This window comes from Deltaproteobacteria bacterium, assembly GCA_016178705.1.
GTDB lineage: Bacteria > Desulfobacterota > Binatia > HRBIN30 > JACQVA1 > JACOST01.
Genome location: JACOST010000021.1, coordinates 24,054 through 43,149, shown reverse-complemented (window position 1 = coordinate 43,149; position 19,096 = coordinate 24,054). Strand labels below are relative to the sequence as shown.

Annotated in this window: 19 protein-coding genes; 4 read left to right on the top strand and 15 right to left on the bottom strand. The window is 64.1% G+C overall.

All coding sequences use genetic code 11. The features are described 5' to 3' along the window. Window positions 1-25: 25 nt before the first annotated feature. The 3 genes from HYR72_14960 to HYR72_14950 form a co-directional block, all read right to left on the bottom strand. The gene (locus tag HYR72_14960; protein MBI1816276.1) at window positions 26-364 is read right to left on the bottom strand and encodes a hypothetical protein; all 339 of its coding nucleotides are present in this window, start codon (window positions 362-364) and stop codon (window positions 26-28) included. 100 nt (window positions 365-464) lie between these two features. Continuing rightward, a complete protein-coding gene (locus tag HYR72_14955) occupies window positions 465-917 on the bottom strand; it encodes an MmgE/PrpD family protein (GenBank protein MBI1816275.1) in 453 nt (150 codons plus the stop codon). Between the two features lie 233 nt (window positions 918-1,150). Then, complete coding sequence (locus HYR72_14950; GenBank protein ID MBI1816274.1) at window positions 1,151-1,396, bottom strand: DUF433 domain-containing protein; 246 nt, start codon at window positions 1,394-1,396, stop codon at window positions 1,151-1,153. A 167-nt stretch (window positions 1,397-1,563) separates the two neighbouring features. On the opposite strand from HYR72_14950, the gene HYR72_14945 reads away from it, so the two are divergent. Then, window positions 1,564-2,337, top strand: a complete 774-nt coding sequence (locus HYR72_14945) for an iron-containing redox enzyme family protein (GenBank protein MBI1816273.1) — start codon at window positions 1,564-1,566, stop codon at window positions 2,335-2,337. 55 nt (window positions 2,338-2,392) lie between these two features. On the opposite strand, the gene HYR72_14940 is transcribed toward HYR72_14945, so the two are convergent. The 8 genes from HYR72_14940 to HYR72_14905 form a co-directional block, all read right to left on the bottom strand. Beyond that, entirely contained in the window at window positions 2,393-3,076 is a 684-nt protein-coding gene (locus tag HYR72_14940; protein MBI1816272.1) for a hypothetical protein, read from the bottom strand. A 66-nt stretch (window positions 3,077-3,142) separates the two neighbouring features. Next, entirely contained in the window at window positions 3,143-4,147 is a 1,005-nt protein-coding gene (locus HYR72_14935; protein ID MBI1816271.1) for a hypothetical protein, read from the bottom strand. Further along, complete coding sequence (locus HYR72_14930) at window positions 4,144-5,868, bottom strand: AMP-binding protein (protein MBI1816270.1); 1,725 nt, start codon at window positions 5,866-5,868, stop codon at window positions 4,144-4,146. The genes HYR72_14935 and HYR72_14930 overlap by 4 nt, the downstream gene beginning before the upstream one ends. Before the next feature lie 83 nt (window positions 5,869-5,951). Further along, window positions 5,952-6,941 carry an isopenicillin N synthase family oxygenase gene (locus HYR72_14925; GenBank protein MBI1816269.1) on the bottom strand — a complete coding sequence of 330 codons (990 nt, stop codon included), beginning with the start codon at window positions 6,939-6,941 and terminating at the stop codon, window positions 5,952-5,954. 5 nt (window positions 6,942-6,946) lie between these two features. After that, the gene (locus tag HYR72_14920; GenBank protein ID MBI1816268.1) at window positions 6,947-7,483 is read right to left on the bottom strand and encodes a GNAT family N-acetyltransferase; all 537 of its coding nucleotides are present in this window, start codon (window positions 7,481-7,483) and stop codon (window positions 6,947-6,949) included. Continuing rightward, entirely contained in the window at window positions 7,483-7,926 is a 444-nt protein-coding gene (locus tag HYR72_14915) for a GFA family protein (GenBank protein MBI1816267.1), read from the bottom strand. Before HYR72_14915 ends, HYR72_14920 begins: the two co-directional genes overlap by 1 nt. Window positions 7,927-7,953: 27 nt before the next feature. Further along, window positions 7,954-9,639: a hypothetical protein gene (locus tag HYR72_14910; GenBank protein ID MBI1816266.1), complete on the bottom strand. Its 1,686-nt coding sequence runs from the start codon at window positions 9,637-9,639 to the stop codon at window positions 7,954-7,956. A gap of 61 nt (window positions 9,640-9,700) precedes the next feature. Beyond that, the gene (locus HYR72_14905) at window positions 9,701-10,195 is read right to left on the bottom strand and encodes a hypothetical protein (protein MBI1816265.1); all 495 of its coding nucleotides are present in this window, start codon (window positions 10,193-10,195) and stop codon (window positions 9,701-9,703) included. A 159-nt stretch (window positions 10,196-10,354) separates the two neighbouring features. Between HYR72_14905 and HYR72_14900 the strand changes: the two genes are divergently transcribed. From HYR72_14900 to HYR72_14890, 3 genes are all read left to right on the top strand, one after another. After that, entirely contained in the window at window positions 10,355-12,019 is a 1,665-nt protein-coding gene (locus HYR72_14900) for a hypothetical protein (GenBank protein ID MBI1816264.1), read from the top strand. 16 nt (window positions 12,020-12,035) lie between these two features. Further along, a complete protein-coding gene (locus HYR72_14895) occupies window positions 12,036-13,118 on the top strand; it encodes a hypothetical protein (GenBank protein MBI1816263.1) in 1,083 nt (360 codons plus the stop codon). A 222-nt stretch (window positions 13,119-13,340) separates the two neighbouring features. Continuing rightward, complete coding sequence (locus HYR72_14890) at window positions 13,341-16,409, top strand: alpha/beta fold hydrolase (protein MBI1816262.1); 3,069 nt, start codon at window positions 13,341-13,343, stop codon at window positions 16,407-16,409. A 100-nt stretch (window positions 16,410-16,509) separates the two neighbouring features. Here the strand turns inward: HYR72_14890 and HYR72_14885 are convergent, their stop codons facing one another. The 4 genes from HYR72_14885 to HYR72_14870 all read right to left on the bottom strand — a co-directional run bounded on the left by HYR72_14885 (window position 16,510) and on the right by HYR72_14870 (window position 19,046). Further along, on the bottom strand, window positions 16,510-17,046 hold the full coding sequence (locus tag HYR72_14885; protein ID MBI1816261.1) for an SLATT domain-containing protein: 537 nt from the start codon (window positions 17,044-17,046) through the stop codon (window positions 16,510-16,512). Window positions 17,047-17,055: 9 nt separating this feature from the next. After that, complete coding sequence (locus HYR72_14880) at window positions 17,056-17,919, bottom strand: nucleotidyltransferase (protein ID MBI1816260.1); 864 nt, start codon at window positions 17,917-17,919, stop codon at window positions 17,056-17,058. 529 nt (window positions 17,920-18,448) lie between these two features. Then, the gene (locus HYR72_14875; protein MBI1816259.1) at window positions 18,449-18,868 is read right to left on the bottom strand and encodes a helix-turn-helix transcriptional regulator; all 420 of its coding nucleotides are present in this window, start codon (window positions 18,866-18,868) and stop codon (window positions 18,449-18,451) included. Between the two features lies 1 nt (window position 18,869). Beyond that, window positions 18,870-19,046 (bottom strand): type II toxin-antitoxin system HicA family toxin, encoded by a 177-nt coding sequence (locus HYR72_14870; protein MBI1816258.1) that lies wholly within the window; start codon window positions 19,044-19,046, stop codon window positions 18,870-18,872. Window positions 19,047-19,096 lie beyond the last annotated feature (50 nt).

Sequence of the window (19,096 nt, the reverse complement as noted above, 5' to 3'; positions counted from 1 at the left end):
GCCGCCGTAGTGGGTCGTCTTGAAATCAAACGGCGTTGGTGGGAGGCTCGCCTTTCGGCGTGGCGGTCGCAATGATGATGCATGCGGCGAGATATGCGAACGCCACCCGCACCACCCATTGAACAACCGGAGCAAGCGCCATCAAGTACTTGTTTGCGCTCATCATGGAAGTAATCGCCTTTGCAAACTTCTCCATGGCCTCTGGATTGTCAGCAAAGATCCTGGTGAAACTCTCGATGGAATCTGGCGGCATGAGAAATGTGCCGAACACGTAGGTGTTGATCGACTGAGACAACCAAATCGCCGCGAGAACAATCGCTGCTCCCGCAATCTTTTGCTTGTTGGGGACGAGCGATTGAAGCACGGTCCCTGATAACACCGAAGGCCGGGTCGCTACAAACTCCGGCTGCCGCCAAGCAGGCCAGGGGGAGGCTTGCGTAGTTCGTAGGGCCGCAGTGCGGACCCTACGGTCGAAACGGTCGCGTCAGGGCCGAAAGGTTGGCGCATCGCTCCAGCGAATCGATGGCATCAACAACAGCGTCTGCAGCGGCGCGGCTGAGTGCCCGCGCGGCGTTACGACGGAACTTGGATTCGACTTCGGCGCGGGTCAGCGGGCACTCGGCACTACTGCGGTTGACAGGCTGGTGGTGCTCCACAACGCGGCCACCGTACAGATGCACGCGCAGGCGTCCGCCAAACCGTTGTGGATATTCGGCGGTGGGATCTTCGCGGTAGCTGGTGCGCGCCGCGAGCGTGCACACCGTCGGATCGCGGATCGCATCCGCCGTGAAGTCGTCAAGGTCAACGTGCCCACGCACCAGATGATGGCGACGGTATAGGGTAAGGAGAACTTCGCGTCGTGGTGGTTCTGCGGCGCCTGCAGCGCTACGCTTCACTCTCGCCGCCGGGCCCATCATCGGTCCCCGTGAGCGCCACCAAGGCCATCGGGGTTCGACAACTACGGTAACGGGATCTCCACGAACGAGCCGGGGGAGAGCGACTGAAGCGCCCGCTCAATGGCCGGGAGCAGCTTTGCGACCACGGGCACTTGATTGCTCGGCAGAAGTACGATCGCGATGTGACGGCCCGCCAGATTCTGTTGATACCGCAGGTTCTTGTCCGTGGTGCGTGCACTCGTCGAGCAGGATTCTCAATTCGAAGTACCCAATCGCGACAGCGTGCGCTTGTAGAAGTCGAGAACCTGTAGCGCCTGCTCTCGAGTGACACTCGGGAAGTTATCGAGGAACTCATCGAGCGTGAGGCCCGCCTCGAGGTTGCTGATCAGGGCTTCGACGGGCACACGAGTTCCGCGAAAGACCGGAGCGCCACTAACGACCTCGGGGTCCACAGTGATCGGTAGCTGATTCAACTCGCCTTCCTCGATCACCAACGTCATCGGATTCGCGCTCCTTCCCGCGGGGGCACGATAAACCGAGCGCGCTCGGGCTGCAACCAACACTGTTCGCAGTCTCGCGATGACCCGTCAGCTCGCTTGTCGTGCGGACGTTGACAGCTTTCCGCTCTTCCGACTATGGCATGGACGTTCGCTCACGGAGGCCAGCCATGCAAGATACTCGGCAAGACACACGACGAGAGTTTCGCAATGTCATCCGCACCGACGAAGTGACGGCGGCGCTACCGGTCGACGTGTACCTGACGCAGCTCGACAGGTTCATCGACGAGCACAACCCGTATCGCCAGAACCGAGTCATCGCGGCGATCGGCGACGGCAGCGCGTCGCTCGACATCGTCAAGCGCTACTCCAAAGAACTGTACTACCTCGGGCTGTGGATGACGCCGGAGTTCGCGTTGCTGATCGCCAACGCGCCCGACTCGTACGCCTTCACGCTCGAAGACTCGGAGCACTTCGGCCATTGGGCGCAAAACTTCGCCGACGAGACCGGCTACCTACGCGACCCCAATCACGTGCTGATGAAGGTGGAGATGTGCCGCCAGCTCGGCATCAGCGACGACGAGTTGCGCGCCTACGTGCCGATGCCCGAGACCGTCGGCTCGATCTACACGCTGCTGTACTACTGTCGCCGCTCATACGAGGAAGGGCTGGCGGCGTTCGGTTACGCCCGCGAGCGCGTCGCCGGCATGAGCGGCTACGCGCCGACGATCTACAACGGTCTGGCGAAACACTACGGCATCAAGGCGAAGAACATGGAAGTGCACGCCTACGCCGAACCCGAACACGGCGACCGCGCGCTCGAACTAATGCAGCGCGCTTGCATCACCGCCGACATCCAACGCCGATGCCGCCAAGCTGTCGAGCACACCATCGTCACCAACGAGTGGCGCGCGCGGGCGATGAGTCGCTGGCTGGAGTCGTGAGTAGGACTGCGTCGGGAGGTCCGATCAACACTCACGAGCAGCTCAACTCACCACTTCACTCCGGCGCCGCCACCATCGCGCCGTAGATTTCTTCGACTACGCTACTGGCTTTTTCGACCGCGACGATGCGCACGCCTTGGTAGCTGCCTTCCGGGAAGAACACGAAGCCGCTCACCGGGATGCCGGGCTTGGAAATTTTCTCGGCGAGGTAGAGGCCGCCGAGCTGATCGATGATCTCGCGTTCGGTTGCCGTCTTGGATTCGTAGAAACCACCGATCGCACCGACCGCGATGCCGATGCCGGCTCCGACGGCTGCCCCTTTGCCCGCGCCCGAGCCACCGCTCTGCGCGGCGCCAATGAGCGCACCAGGGATTGCGCCCAGCAGACCAGTGAGTATCGCGGTGCCGCCGGCGCCTTCGAGCCCGGCAACCAGCGCCGTTACGCCCCCGGCTTGCCGCGCCGCTTCGGCCACTGACAGCGGCGCGATGCGATTCCCCGCAGCGTCGACGGCAAGCACGCGATCGGCGGAAATCACATAGTCCTTGCTCGATCCGTTCGACACGCCGACGCCGACGGCCACCATCGAGCCGAACTGCTTGGCTTCGGTGCCGGCGGCGCGCAGTTCGGACGACACGGTCTCGGGCACCACCGCGCGGGGCGCCGTGACCGGCTTCTTGGCGCAGCCGACTAGGGACAGGCTGACGAGCAACGCAAGGGCGATCGCGATCGAGCGAGTCATTGCAATCCTCCTTGGACTTCGCGGCGCGCATCGGAGCACGCGCCGCAAGCTGATTCAACTACGCCCCTAACGCGCCGGGGGCCGCGGAGTTGCGCGCGAACTGGTGGATGACTTCGGCGTCGGCAGACGCGTCGGCGTTTTCTTCCCCGTCGCGGAGTGAGCCGAACGCGCCTTGGCTTTCTTGGCCGTCGGTTTGTGAGTCGGTTTGTGAATAGGTGCGTGTTTGCTGCGCGGGGTTGGCGCCAGCGCACGTGGCGTCGCATCGTCGGGCGACACCGCAGCGAACCCAGGGCTCGGCGTGCGCGGCTGCTTCAGACGCAGATAGAGCACGGCGCCCGCGAAGGCTTCCGGCGACGTGCGCATCAATCCGGCATTCGCCGTCGCCGACGCGATGGTTCCATCACTCGAGACGAAACCGACGTGATAGGGAATGTTGTCGGCAAGAAACAACGCGAGATCGCCCGGCTTGGGTTCGCTGACGGCGGCGAACACGGCCGGGTCGCGAAGCTGGCGCACCAGCCGATACGGCGCCGGCCAGCCCGCGTCGATAAGCATCCGCCACACGAACGCCGACGCGCTCAGGTATGTGGGCGAATCGGGCGCCAGCGCCGCACGCAGGCTGAGCACGTCGACGTTGTTCGCAAATGGGTGCGGCACCTGTGGTGGCGCGGCGATGCGCCAGCCGCCGGCGCCATCAGCGATAAGATTGAACGTCACACTGTCGATGTACGCCGTGTCGTCGACGCCGATCGCCGAGAGAGTTTGCGTGACGGTGTACTGCACATCGATCTCGACATGATCGTCGGCGTAGCGCGGGGCTTCGATCTGATAGCCGCTGATCACCGCGAGCACATCCCACGCCGGCTCGAGTTCCCAATTCACCAGGGGCGCGATCGCGTTCCAGGTGCGCGGCTGCACGCGCTCACCGCGCCCGTCGGCTTGGCAGAACGCCCGCACCACATCGAGGGGAAACCGCGGAGCCTCAGCGCGCACGCGCAAAGGCGAGAACGCAAACAGTGCCATCGTGAAGCAGGCGAGGACTCCGCTCGTCGTGCGCGCGTGAACCATCACACGTCAAGCCGCGCGCTGCTACCGCTCGCGACAAATGCTGCGCGGATCTCGCCGTAGTCCGTGCGGCCAAACAGACGAAACCGCGCGTCGCCAGGAGAACGCCAGTAGACGGGATCCGCAAACGCGTCGAGGTCGAACTTCTGCCGCTGCAATTCGCGCTTGAGTACTTTGTTGGTGCCGGTCTCTGGCCATGACTGGCACACTCGTAAGTATGTCGGTACCCATTTGGGAGAGAGATCCGGCTGTCGGGCGAGAAACGCGGCGAACTCGACCGAATCGAATGTGTACCCGTCGCGCAGAATTACCGCCGCCATCACGCGATCACCCGCCTGTGCGTCGGGCACGCCGTACACTGCCGCGAGCGCGATGGCGGGATGGCGCAGGAGAATCTCTTCGATCGGACGGCCGGGAAAATTCTCGCCGTCGACGCGAATCCAATCGACGTCGCGCCCAGCGAAGTAGAGATAGCCGCGCTCGTCGCGGTAGCCGAGGTCTCCCGTCCAGTACCAACCGTTGCGCGTGCGCGCGCGCATCGCGTCGTCGTTCTGGTAGTAGCCTTCGAACCAGCCGGTGCCGAGGGTGTTGACGATCTCGCCGATTGCTTCGTCGGGATTGAGCAAGCGGCCGGCACCATCGAACTGCGCCGCCGGCCGCTGCTGGCTGTCTTCATCGACGATGAGAATCCCCGGCGCCGGCATGCCAATGCTCCCGGGCGGGTCGTCCGGTTGGCGCGTAACGCCCGCGCCACCTTCGGTCGATCCGAACGTGTCGATCACTCGACAATCAAATCGCTCGGCGAACTCCTGCACCGTCGCGTTCGATCCCTCATTGCCAAAACAGATGCGCAACGGATTGACGTGATCGTCTGGCTGCCGCGCTGTGGTGAGAATGTAGGCGAGCGGCTTGCCGGTGTAGTTGAAGAACGTCACGCCGTAACGGCGGATGTCGGCGAGCCACTGCGTCTTGGAAAACTTGCGGATCAGTCCGAGGCCGCAGCCGTAGTAAAGCGCGGGGAAGTAGCCACACATCATCGCGTTGGAGTGGAACAGCGGCATGGCGAGATAGCCGACATCGGCGGGCGTCAGCCCGTACATGTTGCTGCCGATGTTCTTGCCGGTTTCGACCGCGCGGCCGTGCGAGCAAATGACCGCCTTCGGCGCGCTGACCGTTCCGGAGGTGAAGATCAGCACGCACGTATCCTTGTCGCTGACCCCGATGTTGGGATCGCCTCCGCCGCCGTGTTGAGCGAGCGCGGCGTCGAGGTCGGTGCCATGAGGGTTCGAGGGTTCAAGTGTTGGAGGGTTGGAGGCGTCGGACCAACGATGGCTGACCAGGAATCGTTCGCGGGCGACGCCAAGCTGGCCGCCAATCGGATCGAGGAGCGGCAGATACTTCTCTTCGGTCACGAGAATCTGGCAGTCGGTGTGCGTGATGTCGCGCGCGAGGTGCTCGCCGCGCTTGGTGTTGTTGATGCCGACCAGCGTCGCGCCAGCGAGCGCCGCGCCACCGAACGCGTAGAGATAGTCCGGCGTGTTGTCGAGCAGGACACCCACGTGAAAGGGCACGCTCACTTTTCTGAGTGTGAGGAGCAGATTGGCCCAGCGCACGCACTCGGCGTGGTAGGCGGCGAAGCTGACGCGCTCGTCGTTGAAGAGCACAAACGCGCGGTCGCGAGAGGTGCGGTCGGTGCCGCGTTGGCGAATCAAATCCCCGAAGGGCATGGGTCTATCTTCACGTGCTCCGCTTACTGGCAGTCACCGATTGCGGGCGCAAGAGCCCAAGCATTGACGCGCCCGAGGTCCGTTCACAGCACCGCGCGCCGCAGTTCGGGAAACACTTTCGCCACTTTGCTGAGGACGTAATCGCCGTAGGTGCCGCGGAACTCGTGGACGCTGGCGCGGTCCCAGCGCTCGTCCTTATCGTCGGGAACGGCGCCATCGAGCTCGATCGGTTTCACCTCGACGTTGAAATTGGGATCGAAGAAGAACGGGAACGACAGCCGATCGCGCCCCGATTGGTTGTGCACCCGATGCGGCGTGGAACGGTAGCGACCGCCGGTCATACGATCGAGCATATCGCCGATGTTGCACACCAACGATCCCGGCACCGGCGGCGCGTCGATCCAGCGCGATTGCGACTTCACCTGCAGTCCGCCGGCGTTGTCCTGCTTGAGAATAGTCAGCACGCCGTAGTCGCTATGCTCGCCGACGCTCCAGGCGGACTCGTCGGCGCGCAACGGCGGGTAGTTGAAGATGCGGAACAGAATCAGCGGATCGGCAGTGTAGCGGTCGGCGAAGTAGCATTCGTCCAGACCGAGACTGAGCGCGATACCAGCCATGAGCGAGTGGCCGAGCCGCGTCATCGCCGCGATGTAGGCGAGCACGGTTTCGCGGAGCAGGGGAATGTCCGGGAACAGGTTGCGCCCGTGCATCGGCGTGCCGGCGCGCACGAGGGGGTGATCGTCCTCCAATTCGGCGCCGAAGTAGATCCCTTCCTTGCGATCGGGTTGACCCGATGTCAGCTCGTCGCCGACCGGAAAATAGCCACGCCACGCGCGGCCGCCCAACGCCATACGGATCTGCATCTTGGTCTCGATGTCTTGGGCGAAGAACTTGCGGCTGAGTTTCTCCAGTCGTCGCTGCAGCTCCTCATCGACACCGTGGCCGACGATGTAAAAGAACCCGCACTCGCGACACGCCTGCGCGATCTGGGTCGCCACGTTGCGCGAGTCGCCGCGTTCGGCAACCAACGCGCCGATGTCGATGATCGGAACCTGTGAGAAGCCGTCCGCCACGCGATCTAACTCCCCGCTCGCGCGCGCCAGGCTACAGCGGTCTGGCGATACAACACGTGCGGCAGGTCCGCGTAGATCACGTCGCGCTCGTAAACGAAGCCGGCACACTCCATGACCCGCTGCGATGCGCGATTGGTCGTCAGCGTGAAGCACACCAGATCCGCGCGCTGCAACTCGGCGAATCCGACGCGGACGCATTCGCGCGCGAGTTCGGTCGCCAGCCCGCGCCTCCAAAACTCCGGCATCAAAGCGTAGGCCACTTCGACCTCTTCGCGTTCGCCCACGGCGACGTGCCGCAAACCGCCGCGGCCGGCGAAACGGTCGGTCGCCAAGTCCCGCACCAGCCAGTAGCCGAACCCCTGCTGCGCCCAGTGCGCCACGAGGCGCTCGACGATCTGCGTTGTCTCTGCCGCGGAGCGCACGCCACCGAGCGTCGCCATCACCTGCGGATCACGGTGCATGCGTGCGAGGTCGTCCACGTCGCTCGCCTGCATCCGCGTCAGCCGCAATCGCGCGGTGCGAAGTTCGTCGAGAGAATTCATCATTTAGGTTTTTTGCTGGGCAACTGTTGATCGACCGGCGCGTGGGCTTCGAACTGCGGCAGCCCGTCGTGGATTGCATACCACGGCGCCTTGATCCCCACGAAAATGTGGCGCAGCGGCCGAATCTCTGGATGGGTATCGAGCACGCCAGCCGGGATCCCGATGAACGGGCGCTCGGCATCGAACAGCGGCAGATTCGAACCGCAACGGCGGCAGAACGCGCTACTATACGGTGGCGGCGTTTCACGGATCGGCGCGACGTAGACCGTGACGAGATCAGCACCGCTCAGCCAGCGAAAGTTCTCCGTCCTCGCCGCTACCGCGGCCACGAACGCCGACCCCGACGCCTTGCGACAGCGCCTACAGTGACAGTACTGCAGCGGCGTCAGCCGTCCATCGACCACGAACTTCACACCACCGCAGAGACAACTACCTTCGACCATGCGTACCCCTTTCCGCGGACATCGAGGTTAGCGCACCGATCGGCTTCCGTCGAATTTGCTCTCGTCAATCGCGTAGCAGTCGCAGAGAGCGCCGACCGTATCGAGAAGCCGCGTCAGTTGCGCTGCAGTGACACTGCCGGGCTGCAGGTACTCTTCGGCGAACCAGGTGCTGCCGAGAAAGTAGGCGAGCGGATCGGTGATCTGGCTGAATCGCAGGTACTGGTATTCGTAGGCGTAGCGTGCCAGGCGCCGGAAGAGTTTGGTCACGGAGTATTCTCGCGTCAGGCTGTAGACGTTGTTGCGGATGTATGTCTCCAACTCATCCGCCGTGAGGTAGCGGCGCGCCAACAGGTTCGCTTGATAGTCGGGCATGCGGTTCAGCGGGATCTGCGCCAGAGCGGCGCCGGCACTGCCGGCTTCAGCAGTGAGGCGGGTGATCTCATGGGCCGTCAGCGAGCGCGTCGCCGCCGGCGCGTTGCGGACGATTTCATCGAACATCGCAGCGAGTTGCGTGCGCAACTCGCCGTGCGCGCCGCGCCGGTCCGCGCGCACCGGAATCCACCCCGCGTCGGCTGCGAGGTGCCCCCACTCGTGAATCGTGCGGGCCGCCAGCATGAAACGCTCGTACGGCGGCGCGGGCGCGTGCAACCGGTCCATCGCCGGCTCGCGTAGGTTGTAGGCGATCAACTTGCGGTCGAGGTGCAAGTAGCTGAGTCCGCCCTGCGCGGTGTCGCGATGCGGCGCAGGCAACGCGTCAGGATGCGCCAATGAACCGAGGAACTGCCGCGAGCGCTCGTCGATGATCGTAGTGTCGTCACGAATGCGCTGCGCTGCGCTTTCGTCGATGCCGCCGAGCGCGGCGCGCGTGGCAGCGATTTCATCCGGTTCATCCGGGTCCCAGACAATGCGGCCGCCATCGGTGGTGAGCAGTACGCGCGGCTGCGCGTCACGCAGCCAGCGGCACAACTCGCCAGCGCGATCGCGCCCGCGCCGCGCGTGCGCCGCGCGAAACGAATCCACCGCGCGCGTCGCCGCCGCGGTCCATTGCCGCTGCAGCGCGTCGAGCTTCGGTTGCAGCGAACGCGGCACCAGCAATCCAGCTTGGGGAATCGCGGTGGTGGGTTCGAGAGAGATCACCACCGGCGGCTTGAGCGAGGTATGACGCAAGCGTCGAACCCACGGCAGGGCAGCAGCGAGCTCGCGGAACGCCGCCGCGTCCGGTCGCGGCGTGTGCGCGCACGCCGCGCTGAACTGCGCGATCTCGTCGTCGGACCGCACCAACCAATAGCTCAAGTTGCGCACCAGCGCCGGTGTGACCGCTTGCAGCAGGCCCATGCGTTCGACGTGGAGCAATTGATACGCGCCAAACTCGCGATGCGACAGCGCCGGATCGAAATCGCTCGCATAGAGCAACCACGAGCAACGATTGAACGGTTGGAAGTACGGCCGCACGCAGGTCGGATCGGTCACCACGCAGACGTGCTGCAGCCGTGGCGGCGGCCAATTCTCCGGCGCGTGCGCGGCCAGTTCCGACGCCCGCGCCCAGTAGGTCGCGAACGCGTCGTCGAACATGTCGATCCATTCGAGGCTCACGCTCACGCGTGGTAGCAACAGCGTCCGGAACGCCGCGCTCATGCCGCGCGGCGACAGATGCTCGATCGGAATGACAAACAGTTCGTCGTGAGTGAAATAGAAATCCGCGAGGTTCGCCACGCGCACCGATTAGCGGCTGTCAGAATCGGCCGCAAACGGGCGCGGGTTGCAGCCGGTTGGCTCAACTCGGCGAGCTGGGCTCGCTCGATTCGATACGGTCGGGCGCACGCAGCGACCAGCCCGGACTAAAATCAGCGTCGACCTGGTGCCAAATCAGCGTGAAGGCCGTGCGCGCGCCAGCGCGATCGATGAATACCTCGTTCGCCTCAAAGTCGACCGCCGCAAGGTAGATCTCATCGGCGGCGTAGTAGACGAACCCCGCAATGCGGCGCGGCGGCACGCCTTCGCGCTCCATCTGGATGCGCAGGCCGCGCAACACCCGCCAGGTTTCGAGGACCGTGAGCGGCTTCTCGAGTTGGCCGTAGAACGCCACGAAGTGTTGCCCGTCGTCATGAATGCGAGGCACCCCGTTGGCGGGGAGGGTTCCAGTACTGCCTTGGACCGGCCGCAACAACCACCCCAGGCCCGCCAGCCCGGCCAGCACTAAGATCAGCGCGACGCGTCGGGACGCATGGGATTTCATGGTGACTGTGAACGAGCAGATCGCGTGCCACATGACTCCTCGGCCCCGGGTCAATCCTGGGTGTTGCTCGTGTCACCACAGGTGACGCTTCTTGCACTCGTCCTGTCACCTTTTTTGTGCACCCGGCAATCTTTTGTGCGCGCTGCCGGCCCATCTCCCCGCGAGATGACGGTGATCTGTTACAATGCCCACATGAAGCGTCGCATGCCGCTGGGCGATTTTCTCGCCGCCTATCTCCAGAAGCTCGGCGTCACGCATCTGTTCGGCATCCCCGGCGATCTCGTCGTGCGGTTGTTTTTCCGCTTCGCCCAGCGGCGTAAGCTGCGCATCGTCACCTTCTCACATGAGCCTGGCGTCGGCTTCGCCGCCGATGGCTACGCGCGCGCCACCGGCAAGATCGGCGTGGTGTGCGTCACCTACGGTGCCGGCGGGCTCAACATCGTCAACCCGGTTGCCGGCTCGTTCTCGGAGCGCGTGCCGATTCTTGTCATCAGCGGAGGGCCCGGCGACGAGGAGCGCAAGCTCGGCACGCTCATCCATCACCAAGCCAAAGCCATCGAATCGCAACTCCACATCTATCGCGAGCTGACCTGCGCCGCGAAGCTGCTCGCCGATCCGCGCACCGCCGCGGAAGAGGTCGATGAAGTCGTCCGCACGATGTGGTTGACGCAGCGGCCGGGTTACCTCGAAGTGCATCGCGACATGGTCGACCGCATCATCGACGTGCCGTCGTCGATCATCGCGTGGGACGGCCGGCTATCGTTCCCGCGCTCCGACGAGCACAAACTCGCCGAAGCCGTGCGTGACACCGCCGCACGCTTCAACGCCGCGCGCCGACCGGCGGTGATTGTCGGCATCGAGACGCATCGCTACCGCCTCGCCAACGAGATGGTCGCACTCGCCGAGCGTATGGGCGCGCCGGTGGTGACGTCGGTGCTGGCGAAGGGCGCGTTTCCGATGGATCACCCACTATACATGGGCGTGCACATCGGCCCGCTCAGCCCCGCACCAATTCGCCGCCGCATGGCCGCCGCCGATCTGGTGCTGGATCTCGGAACGCTGCGCACCGATATGGATCTCGGTAGTCGCCCGCCGCGGGCCGATCGCGCCGGCTCGGTGTGGGCGGTCGATAGCCGCGTCGATGTCAGCTATCACAGCTACACCGACGTCATGCTGCGCGATTTCGTCAAGGAACTCTTGCAGGCGCCGCTGCGCCGGCATCGTGAGACCGTGCGCTACGCGGACAACCTCGACGCCCGCGTGCGCGCCAAGGCCGACCGCTTGCAGGTCACCGAGGTCCTGCGCGAGGTGAACGCGTTCCTCGCCGACAAACCCGATTACATAGTGGTCGCGGAATCCGGCGACATGTTGTTCGCCGGCCTCGACGTCCGCGTGCCCGGCCGCGGCGGCTATCTCGCGCAGGGCTATTACGCTTCGATGGGTTTCGGCGTGCCGGGAGCCATGGGGGCGCAGATCGGCGTCGGACGCCGACCACTGGTGTTGTGCGGCGATGGTGCGTTTCAGATGACCGGTCCCGAGATCGCGCAAGCGCCCCGTCACGGCATCAATCCGATCGTCCTGGTGATGAACAACGGCGGCTGGGGCATCTTTCGACCGATCGTCGAACGCGAGGACCTGCTGGCGCTGCCGCCGTGGCCGTACGCCGAGTTGGCCAAGCTGTGGGGTGGTGCGGGTTGGCGCGTCACCAGCGCCAGCGAGTTGCGCGCAGCGCTGCGCGAGGCCGCGCACTGCGCCACGTTTTGTGTTATCGAAGCGCGGATCGACGAGCACGACCTCTCGCCCGTGAGCCGCAAATACATCGCGGCGTCAGAACGGCGAGGACGAGTGAGTCAATGACCCGTGCCGGAGCCCTATGATTCTTTGCATCTACGGCCGTAGCAGCGCCCCCTTCACCGAGCCGACGGCGCGCGCGCTGCACGCCGCCGTCGAGGACCTCGGCGGTACGCTTCACCCCATCACGCTTGAACGCGCCGTGGCCGAGCACGCGCAGGATCCCGCGCACTGGGCCGATGTGCGTCGCGTCTACGTGCTGCCCTTCGATGTCCCAAGCCGGCTACCCGCCGATGCTCCGGCCGCGCCGGCCGCGTTGATCCGCTGGTTGATGCCGCGCGCTGAAGTGTTCAATTCGTTCGATGTCCATGAAATCTGTTGGGACAAGCCGAAGCTCACCGAGCATTGGCTGCAGCGCGGCGTGCGGGCGCCGGCGAGTTTGATGACGACCTCTATCGAGGACGCCACTGCGTTTGTGCAACACCATGAGTGGACGATCCTGAAAGCGACACACACGGGCGGCGGTCACGGCGACTACGTCGTCACCGTCGCCGCCGATGGCCTGGTCGCCGAGGCGCGCGGTCAGCGTTACGAACTGGAGTTGGTTCCTGCCGGCGCGCCGCCGCGCATCCGCGACCGCCAGTTGCTCTATCCCGCGCCGTTTTTCTTTCAGCGGCTGGTGGCCGACGTGGGCGCGCGCGGCGTGCTGACGCCGGGGCAGTTGCTGCGGGCGTACATCGTCGATGGGCAATTGCTGTTTTGGACCGAGTCGTATCGCGAACACTACCGCAGCGCGTCCGACTGGATCGTGGCGACCGGCAGCGGGGCGAAGTACCGCTTCTTGTTCGGTGTCGGCGAGGAGCCGCGCAAGTTGGCGATGCGCGCCGCCGAAGCCGTCAGCTTGCGGATCGGCGTGGTCGATATCGTGCGAACCGCAAGCGACGGCGCCTACGCGCTGTCCGCACATACAGACGGTCATCACCTGGCAATCGATCGTGAGTATAAGCGCCTGCCTGAGTTCCGCGACGCGTTCGATATCGACCGCTTCATCGCCGAGGCGTTGCTCACCGAACCGGAGCCGATCAAGCGCGAGGTAGTCGAAGGCCAAGAGCCGCCGCCGCCCTACACCCGTGTGTGGCGCGCCCCACGCCGCGAGCGCGAATAGTCTCCCGCCGCGGCTTTGCACAAGGAGTGGCCCCTCGATACGAAGCCTTCGGCTTCTACTCAAGGCGGCGACTCAGGGAAGCGGTTCTTCTCAGGGAATCCACGATTCCCGTTCGCCCGAGTGTGAGCGGAGCGAACCTATCAAGGGCCACATCTCGGGTCTTAGGTCTTTCGCCCACCCCTCGCTCTGGTGTATCGACCACGGCACCAAAAGGAGGGAGCGATGGCGCAACGCCACACACGCAAGCGACGGGCGGCGATCGACAAGCGCGCGCAGACCACGCGCAGGGCGGCGGCCAGCGGCGCGGGGCTGCACGCGGGATACCGGTTGTCCGATAGCGCGCTCGAACGTGCGTTGCTGAGCGGCGAGCAGGGTAATCTGATCGAGAGCTACTTCGGCGAGGACAGTTACCAGGAACTGTGCACGCTGGCGAAGCAGGCGGCTTCCAAAGGCGTGCGCGGCGGCCCACGCGTCCTGATCTTGCCCGGCATCATGGGGTCGAAGCTCGGCACTCGCGGCAAACTGCTTGACGACGTGATCTGGATTGATCCGATCAGCATCGGCGCCGGCCGCCTCGTCGACCTCTCGCTGGCGCACGGTCCAACCAAACATCAGCCGCTCGGCGTGGTGTTGTTCGCCTACTTGAAGCTCAAACTGCGGCTGCAGCTCAACGGCTTCGATGCCGACTTCCATCCGTTCGATTGGCGTCAGAGTCTCGACCAACTCGGCGACGAACTCAGCCAGTCACTCAAGGGCGAAGCTGCCGGAGTGTCGCTCGTCGCCCACAGCATGGGCGGACTGGTCGCACGCGCCGCGCTCGCGCGCAAGGCGCCCAACGTGAAGCGCCTGATCATGCTTGGCACGCCGAACTTCGGGTCGTTTGCGCCGGTGCAAGCGATTCGCGGCACTTACTCGGTCGTGCGCGAAGTTGCCGCGCTCGATCGGCACCACGACGCCGCGCAGCTCGCCGAGCTGATCTTCAATTCGTTTCCCGGGCTGTACCAGATGCTGCCGCAGCCGGCGAAGTACACGGCCGTTAATCTTACCGATCCGTCGATGTGGCCGAAGGGCGGACCGCAGCCCAATCCGGCGTTGCTCAAAGACGTGAAGCGGATCGGCAACTCGCTGGCCAAGGCTGACGAACGTTTCGTGCTCATCGCCGGCGTTAATCAGGAAACCACCACTGGAGTGAAGCTCGACGGCGCCGAGTTCGTATACGAGCAATCACTCGAAGGCGACGGCACGGTTCCGCTGGCGTTGGCGCAGTTGGAGAACACCAAGACCTACTTCGTCGAAGAGAGTCACGGCAGCTTGCCGAACAACGGCGCGGTCGAGCGCGCGGTGATCGATCTGCTCCGCGGCGACGCCACCTCCGCATTGCCCGACCAATGGTCGCCGACGCGGCGCGGCGCGATCCGTCTGCTGCGTGAGTCTGCATTTCCACAACCGGCAAAGCGGCGCGGCGGCGAAGCGAGCGCGAGCGACGTGCGCCGGCTGCTCAGCGACCTCGCGGCGCCGGATGCGCGCGACGACGCGGGCAGCAGCGCGCCGAGCGGCGCGACCTCGTCCGGCGGCGTGCCAGCAGTGTTCGATCAAGTCGTCGTCGGGCGCCGGCGACAACATCGCATTGATCTCAAGCTGGCACTCGGTGGCATTGCTGACGTCGAAGCCGATGCCTACCTGCTTGGGATGTTCCGTGACGTCGCGCCCAGCGGCGCGGCGCGCGATCTCGACATGCGCCTCGACGGCGCCATCACCGAGTTCACCAACCGCCGCATGTTCAACGCCAACGTCGGTGAGATCTTCGTCGTGCCGACCGGTCGCCACCTGGTGCGCGCCGACATCGTCGTATTTGTCGGCCTCGGTCCGTTCGATCACTTCGACGACGGCGTGCAGCGACTGGCCGCCGAGAATGCGGTGCGTACGTTCATTCAAACCAACGTCGGCGACTTCGCCACCGTGTTGCTCGGCGCCGGGTCCGGCCGCGATACCGCCGCCTCGTTGGAAAATCTTCTCGCCGGAATTGTGCGCGGCGTGCGCGACGCCGATCGCCAACATCGCATGCGCAGCCTCACGCTGTGCGAGATGGACCCAGCCACGTACGACGTGATCAAGCGTGAGGTGTTCCGCCTCTCCGGCACGTCGCTGTTCGAGGATGTCGAGGTGACGCTGAGCGAGATCGAGATGCCCGCGCCGAGCACGCCGCCGACCTCGACGCGGCGCGCGGAACCGGGCAGCGATCCCGTCTATCTGATCGTCCGCGAGGAGAAGCGGGAGAAGACAAAGAAGGGGGACATGAGCACGTTCCGGTCCTCGATCCTGACCGCCGGCGCCAAGGCGAGTGTGATTTCTGAAAGCAAGGACACATCGCGTCGCGATCTCGACGAGCAGATCGACGGCATCACACCGCAGACTTTCAATCTCGCGAAGTTGAAGACGCTCGGCTCGACGCTGGCGCAGCTCGTGTTACCCGACAAAGTCGCCGACGTGCTGCCGACGATGAAGGACCGCCACCTCGTCGTGGTGCACGACTCCGGCGCCTCGCAGATCCCGTGGGAGACGATTGTTCTGAAAGACTGGTACCCGGCGGCCAACGCGGGCCTGAGTCGGCGCTACATGGCCGAGAACCTGTCGATCGCGAAGTGGTTGGAGCAGCGGCCTGACGCAAAGAAGCTCAACATCCTGTTGGTGGTCAATCCCACCGGCGACCTCAGCGGCGCCGAACAGGAAGGCGCGCGCCTGAGAAAACTGTTCGGGTCGCATCCTGCGGTCAGTTTGACGCAGCGACATGCGGAGCAGGCCACGAAGGAGGCCCTGCTCGGCGACTTCCGCTCCGGCAAGTACGACGTGGTCCATTACGCCGGCCACGCGTTCTTCGATCCCGATCATCCGGCGCAGAGTGGTATTCGCTGCCACCAAGACAAGGTCTTGAGCGGCGCCGATCTCGCCGGTGTCGGACGCCTGCCGGCGTTGGTGTTCTTCAACGCATGCGAGGCCGGTCGCATCCGTGGCGACGCCCCCAGCAAACGCATCCAGGACAACGTCGGCTTGGCCGAAGCCTTCCTCCGCGGCGGTGTGGCAAACTATGTCGGCACCTATTGGCCCGTCGGTGACGCCGCCGCCGACGCCTTCGCCAACACGTTCTACACCGAACTACTCAACGGCAAGTCGATCGGCGCCGCACTGTGCAGCGGCCGCGGCGCCGTGCTCAAACTGAAGTCCGCCGATTGGGCCGACTACATTCACTACGGGAGTTTTGACTTTGTGATGCGAAGAGGGGCGGGAAGTTGAGCGGACTACAGCAAACACGCTTCACAGCGACGCGGACTGTCACGGGCCTTGCCGCTGTTGCAACGCGCGGACAGGATCGACCGTCAGGTCCACGCGGTTGTTAGGCGCCGCCCGATTTGCCACCGGGCGCTCCGGTTATTGCAGAGTCGACCTTGTACGCTGCCTCTCCGGTTTCGATTCCACCGCGCGCTCGCCTGAACGCGAACTTTGGAATTTGCGGACTAGATAGGTTGAGGTCGTCGCGCTCTTGGGCGAGAGCCTTGAGCGATGCCAGCAGGTCAGATGGCCCGACTCCGGATTTCAGATCCAGCTCTCGGAAGATCCGTGCCCGATTGCGGAGTGCGTTGTGCTTGACGCCCGCTTGGTGATGGAGTTGGGATCGCTCGCTCGCATTGAGGAACGTAGAGATCGCCGACAGGACCGAGGCGGTCAGGGCCAAGGCGCCAGCCAGGGCGACCTCCTGTTTGAAGGCTGAAGCGCTTGCGATTGCCGCTAGCACTGCCGCCGGGATGCCAAGCCACAGGTGCACGTTTCCCCAAGCACGAGCGGCCTCGAAGTGCCCCTTCCCTGAATACAGAGAATCCTCTTCGATCCGAGCTGCTTCAGCCCGCATCTCGTCCACAATGTTTGTGCTCATCTGGCTCCGTCATCCATATGCTGGGTAGTAGTCACCGAAGATCTTCCTCCACTCGCCGAATGCCGCATCAGTACGACCGTTGGCTTCGAACTCCTCGGCCCTTATGGCGCGATCGCAAGCGGTCGAGAATCTGCTCACGGCGTCATCTACGGTGCGCACGCCGTTCAGCGGGTTCACGTGGCCACCGTATCCAGCAGGATCTGCGACCTTGTATCGGATCTTCTCGCGACCCTTGTCGAACACGAACCGGACTCCGCTGGGAAAGTCCGATATCTTTACCCCGGTGAGGATGTTCTGGGTCATGAGTTCCAGATAGAACCCCACAAAGGCATCGTTTATCACCCTGTTCCAACCTTTGATCATCTTCACGAGAGGCACGAGATCGCCCGTGTGCAGACGGTTCGCCTCCGCGAGCTTCGAGTCGTGAACAGTCGGGTCAGTTGATAGCCATCCGCCTGAGGTGGAATCAGGAATCAGATAGCCACCGCCCCTTCGATGGAAACCGGGAACAACATCGACTGTGAAATCGGTGAAGGTGATAGTAACGGCCTGTCCGTTTCGGCTGATCTTGGGAGTCTCGGGATAGGTTTCGAGCAGGATAGTACGGACCTTGTCCAACAGCCCTGCAGGCGTGAACTTGCTGAAGTACTCGGGATCCAAGATCACGAAGATGTCGATATCTGCGGACTTCAGAGGCGCAATCATCGTGGATCGCTGGTAAGAGCCAGAAAGGAACGACGTGAGAACGGTCAACCTCCGCTCGACGGCCGCACGAACATTGGTCTGGCGGGTCGACACCGTGGAAGCCTGAAGGCCAGTTATCTCCAGATTCGACCGGAGCTGCGCGAAGCCGGCCGCGATCGCTCTTGCCATTCCGTCTCCAACAGCGCTGGCACTTTACCGGCCCCAGGGCGGACCCCTAACATCTCAATTGGCCGACGCCCTCCACGGTGGGGCGTCGGCATGCTGCGCAGCGTACCACGCAGCCGGCGGCGTCGACAACGTCAAGGGCGCCGGGAAGTCGCAGCCTTGCCGCGCCGCGAAGATGTGGTCGAGTGCGTAAGTCTTGCGCGGGCGCGCAACGTAGCAGGCGGCGGCCGGAGCAACCGGCGAAATGTACGGGGCCAAGCCGTGAAGTGTGCGGGGTCATGAAGTGTGCGAGGTCAAGCCTGAAGTGTGCGGGGTCAAGCCTGGAAAGTAGTAATGCGGCGACGGGCGACCTTCGCCACCTGCTGGTTGGTCTGCCGCAGTGGCTGCGCTCGTCGGATCGCCTTGCTCACCCGCGCCACCAAGGTGTCGCTAAACACCTACACTGAGCGGCCAGCGCAGCGAGGATCGGGAGAAGGGGCGGCCAGTTCAGCCGACGCGCTCCCGCGTTTTTTCGACGCCGTTTCGTACATGCTCACGCCGCATGGCTCTGACGAACTACAATGTCTCGGTCCGGCGCAATTGCACGCAGCAATTCATCGAGTTTCTCCACCGTCGGCACTGAGACGCCTTGTTCGTAGCGCGCATACGCGTTGCGGGATTTCGCACCGAGTCGCTGGGCGGCTTGGGCGAGCGTAAGCCCCGTCTTCTGACGCTGCCTCTGGAGCAGGAGGCTGATCATCGTGCGCGAGTCATCCGAACTGACCTCGAAGTCATCTCCCCCGGTCGAGTGAATCCGCACCGAAAAGTCCGCGCGACTGGCGATGGTGACGAACCAGTCCGCAATCATGGCGAGCGCCTCCTTGCGTGTGCGCCCCTGAGTCATCGCATCGAAGACCGGCACCTCGGCCAGCCACCACTTCCCGTCCTTACAAAGCTTGCCTTGAAATCGCATCTCAGCCCTTCTTTCTGGCGCGGTTCAGGATCGCGGCCGCGAGCTTCTCGTTGATCTCGACGTGGCGCGGTACTGGTTCCTCTCGCACGCCGTTGGACCATACATCATGCTTGCCTCCATGCCGCAGGAATCTCCACCCGAGATCTCGCATGAACCGCTCCAACTCCCGCCGCTTCATTTTGGGAGTGTACACCGATCGGTGTGCAACGAAAAGATCAGATGGCGAAC

Excerpts from the sequence above, each read along its gene's own strand:
- HYR72_14955 (MBI1816275.1), bottom strand. The coding sequence starts at position 917 with ATGATGGGCCCGGCGGCGAGAGTGAAGCGTAGCGCTGCAGGCGCCGCA.
- HYR72_14950 (MBI1816274.1), bottom strand. The coding sequence starts at position 1,396 with ATGACGTTGGTGATCGAGGAAGGCGAGTTGAATCAGCTACCGATCACT.
- HYR72_14945 (MBI1816273.1), top strand. The coding sequence starts at position 1,564 with ATGCAAGATACTCGGCAAGACACACGACGAGAGTTTCGCAATGTCATC.
- HYR72_14940 (MBI1816272.1), bottom strand. The coding sequence starts at position 3,076 with ATGACTCGCTCGATCGCGATCGCCCTTGCGTTGCTCGTCAGCCTGTCC.
- HYR72_14930 (MBI1816270.1), bottom strand. The coding sequence starts at position 5,868 with ATGCCCTTCGGGGATTTGATTCGCCAACGCGGCACCGACCGCACCTCT.
- HYR72_14920 (MBI1816268.1), bottom strand. The coding sequence starts at position 7,483 with ATGAATTCTCTCGACGAACTTCGCACCGCGCGATTGCGGCTGACGCGG.
- HYR72_14915 (MBI1816267.1), bottom strand. The coding sequence starts at position 7,926 with ATGGTCGAAGGTAGTTGTCTCTGCGGTGGTGTGAAGTTCGTGGTCGAT.
- HYR72_14905 (MBI1816265.1), bottom strand. The coding sequence starts at position 10,195 with ATGTGGCACGCGATCTGCTCGTTCACAGTCACCATGAAATCCCATGCG.
- HYR72_14900 (MBI1816264.1), top strand. The coding sequence starts at position 10,355 with ATGAAGCGTCGCATGCCGCTGGGCGATTTTCTCGCCGCCTATCTCCAG.
- HYR72_14895 (MBI1816263.1), top strand. The coding sequence starts at position 12,036 with ATGATTCTTTGCATCTACGGCCGTAGCAGCGCCCCCTTCACCGAGCCG.
- HYR72_14890 (MBI1816262.1), top strand. The coding sequence starts at position 13,341 with ATGGCGCAACGCCACACACGCAAGCGACGGGCGGCGATCGACAAGCGC.
- HYR72_14885 (MBI1816261.1), bottom strand. The coding sequence starts at position 17,046 with ATGAGCACAAACATTGTGGACGAGATGCGGGCTGAAGCAGCTCGGATC.
- HYR72_14880 (MBI1816260.1), bottom strand. The coding sequence starts at position 17,919 with ATGGCAAGAGCGATCGCGGCCGGCTTCGCGCAGCTCCGGTCGAATCTG.
- HYR72_14875 (MBI1816259.1), bottom strand. The coding sequence starts at position 18,868 with ATGCGATTTCAAGGCAAGCTTTGTAAGGACGGGAAGTGGTGGCTGGCC.
- HYR72_14870 (MBI1816258.1), bottom strand. The coding sequence starts at position 19,046 with ATGAAGCGGCGGGAGTTGGAGCGGTTCATGCGAGATCTCGGGTGGAGA.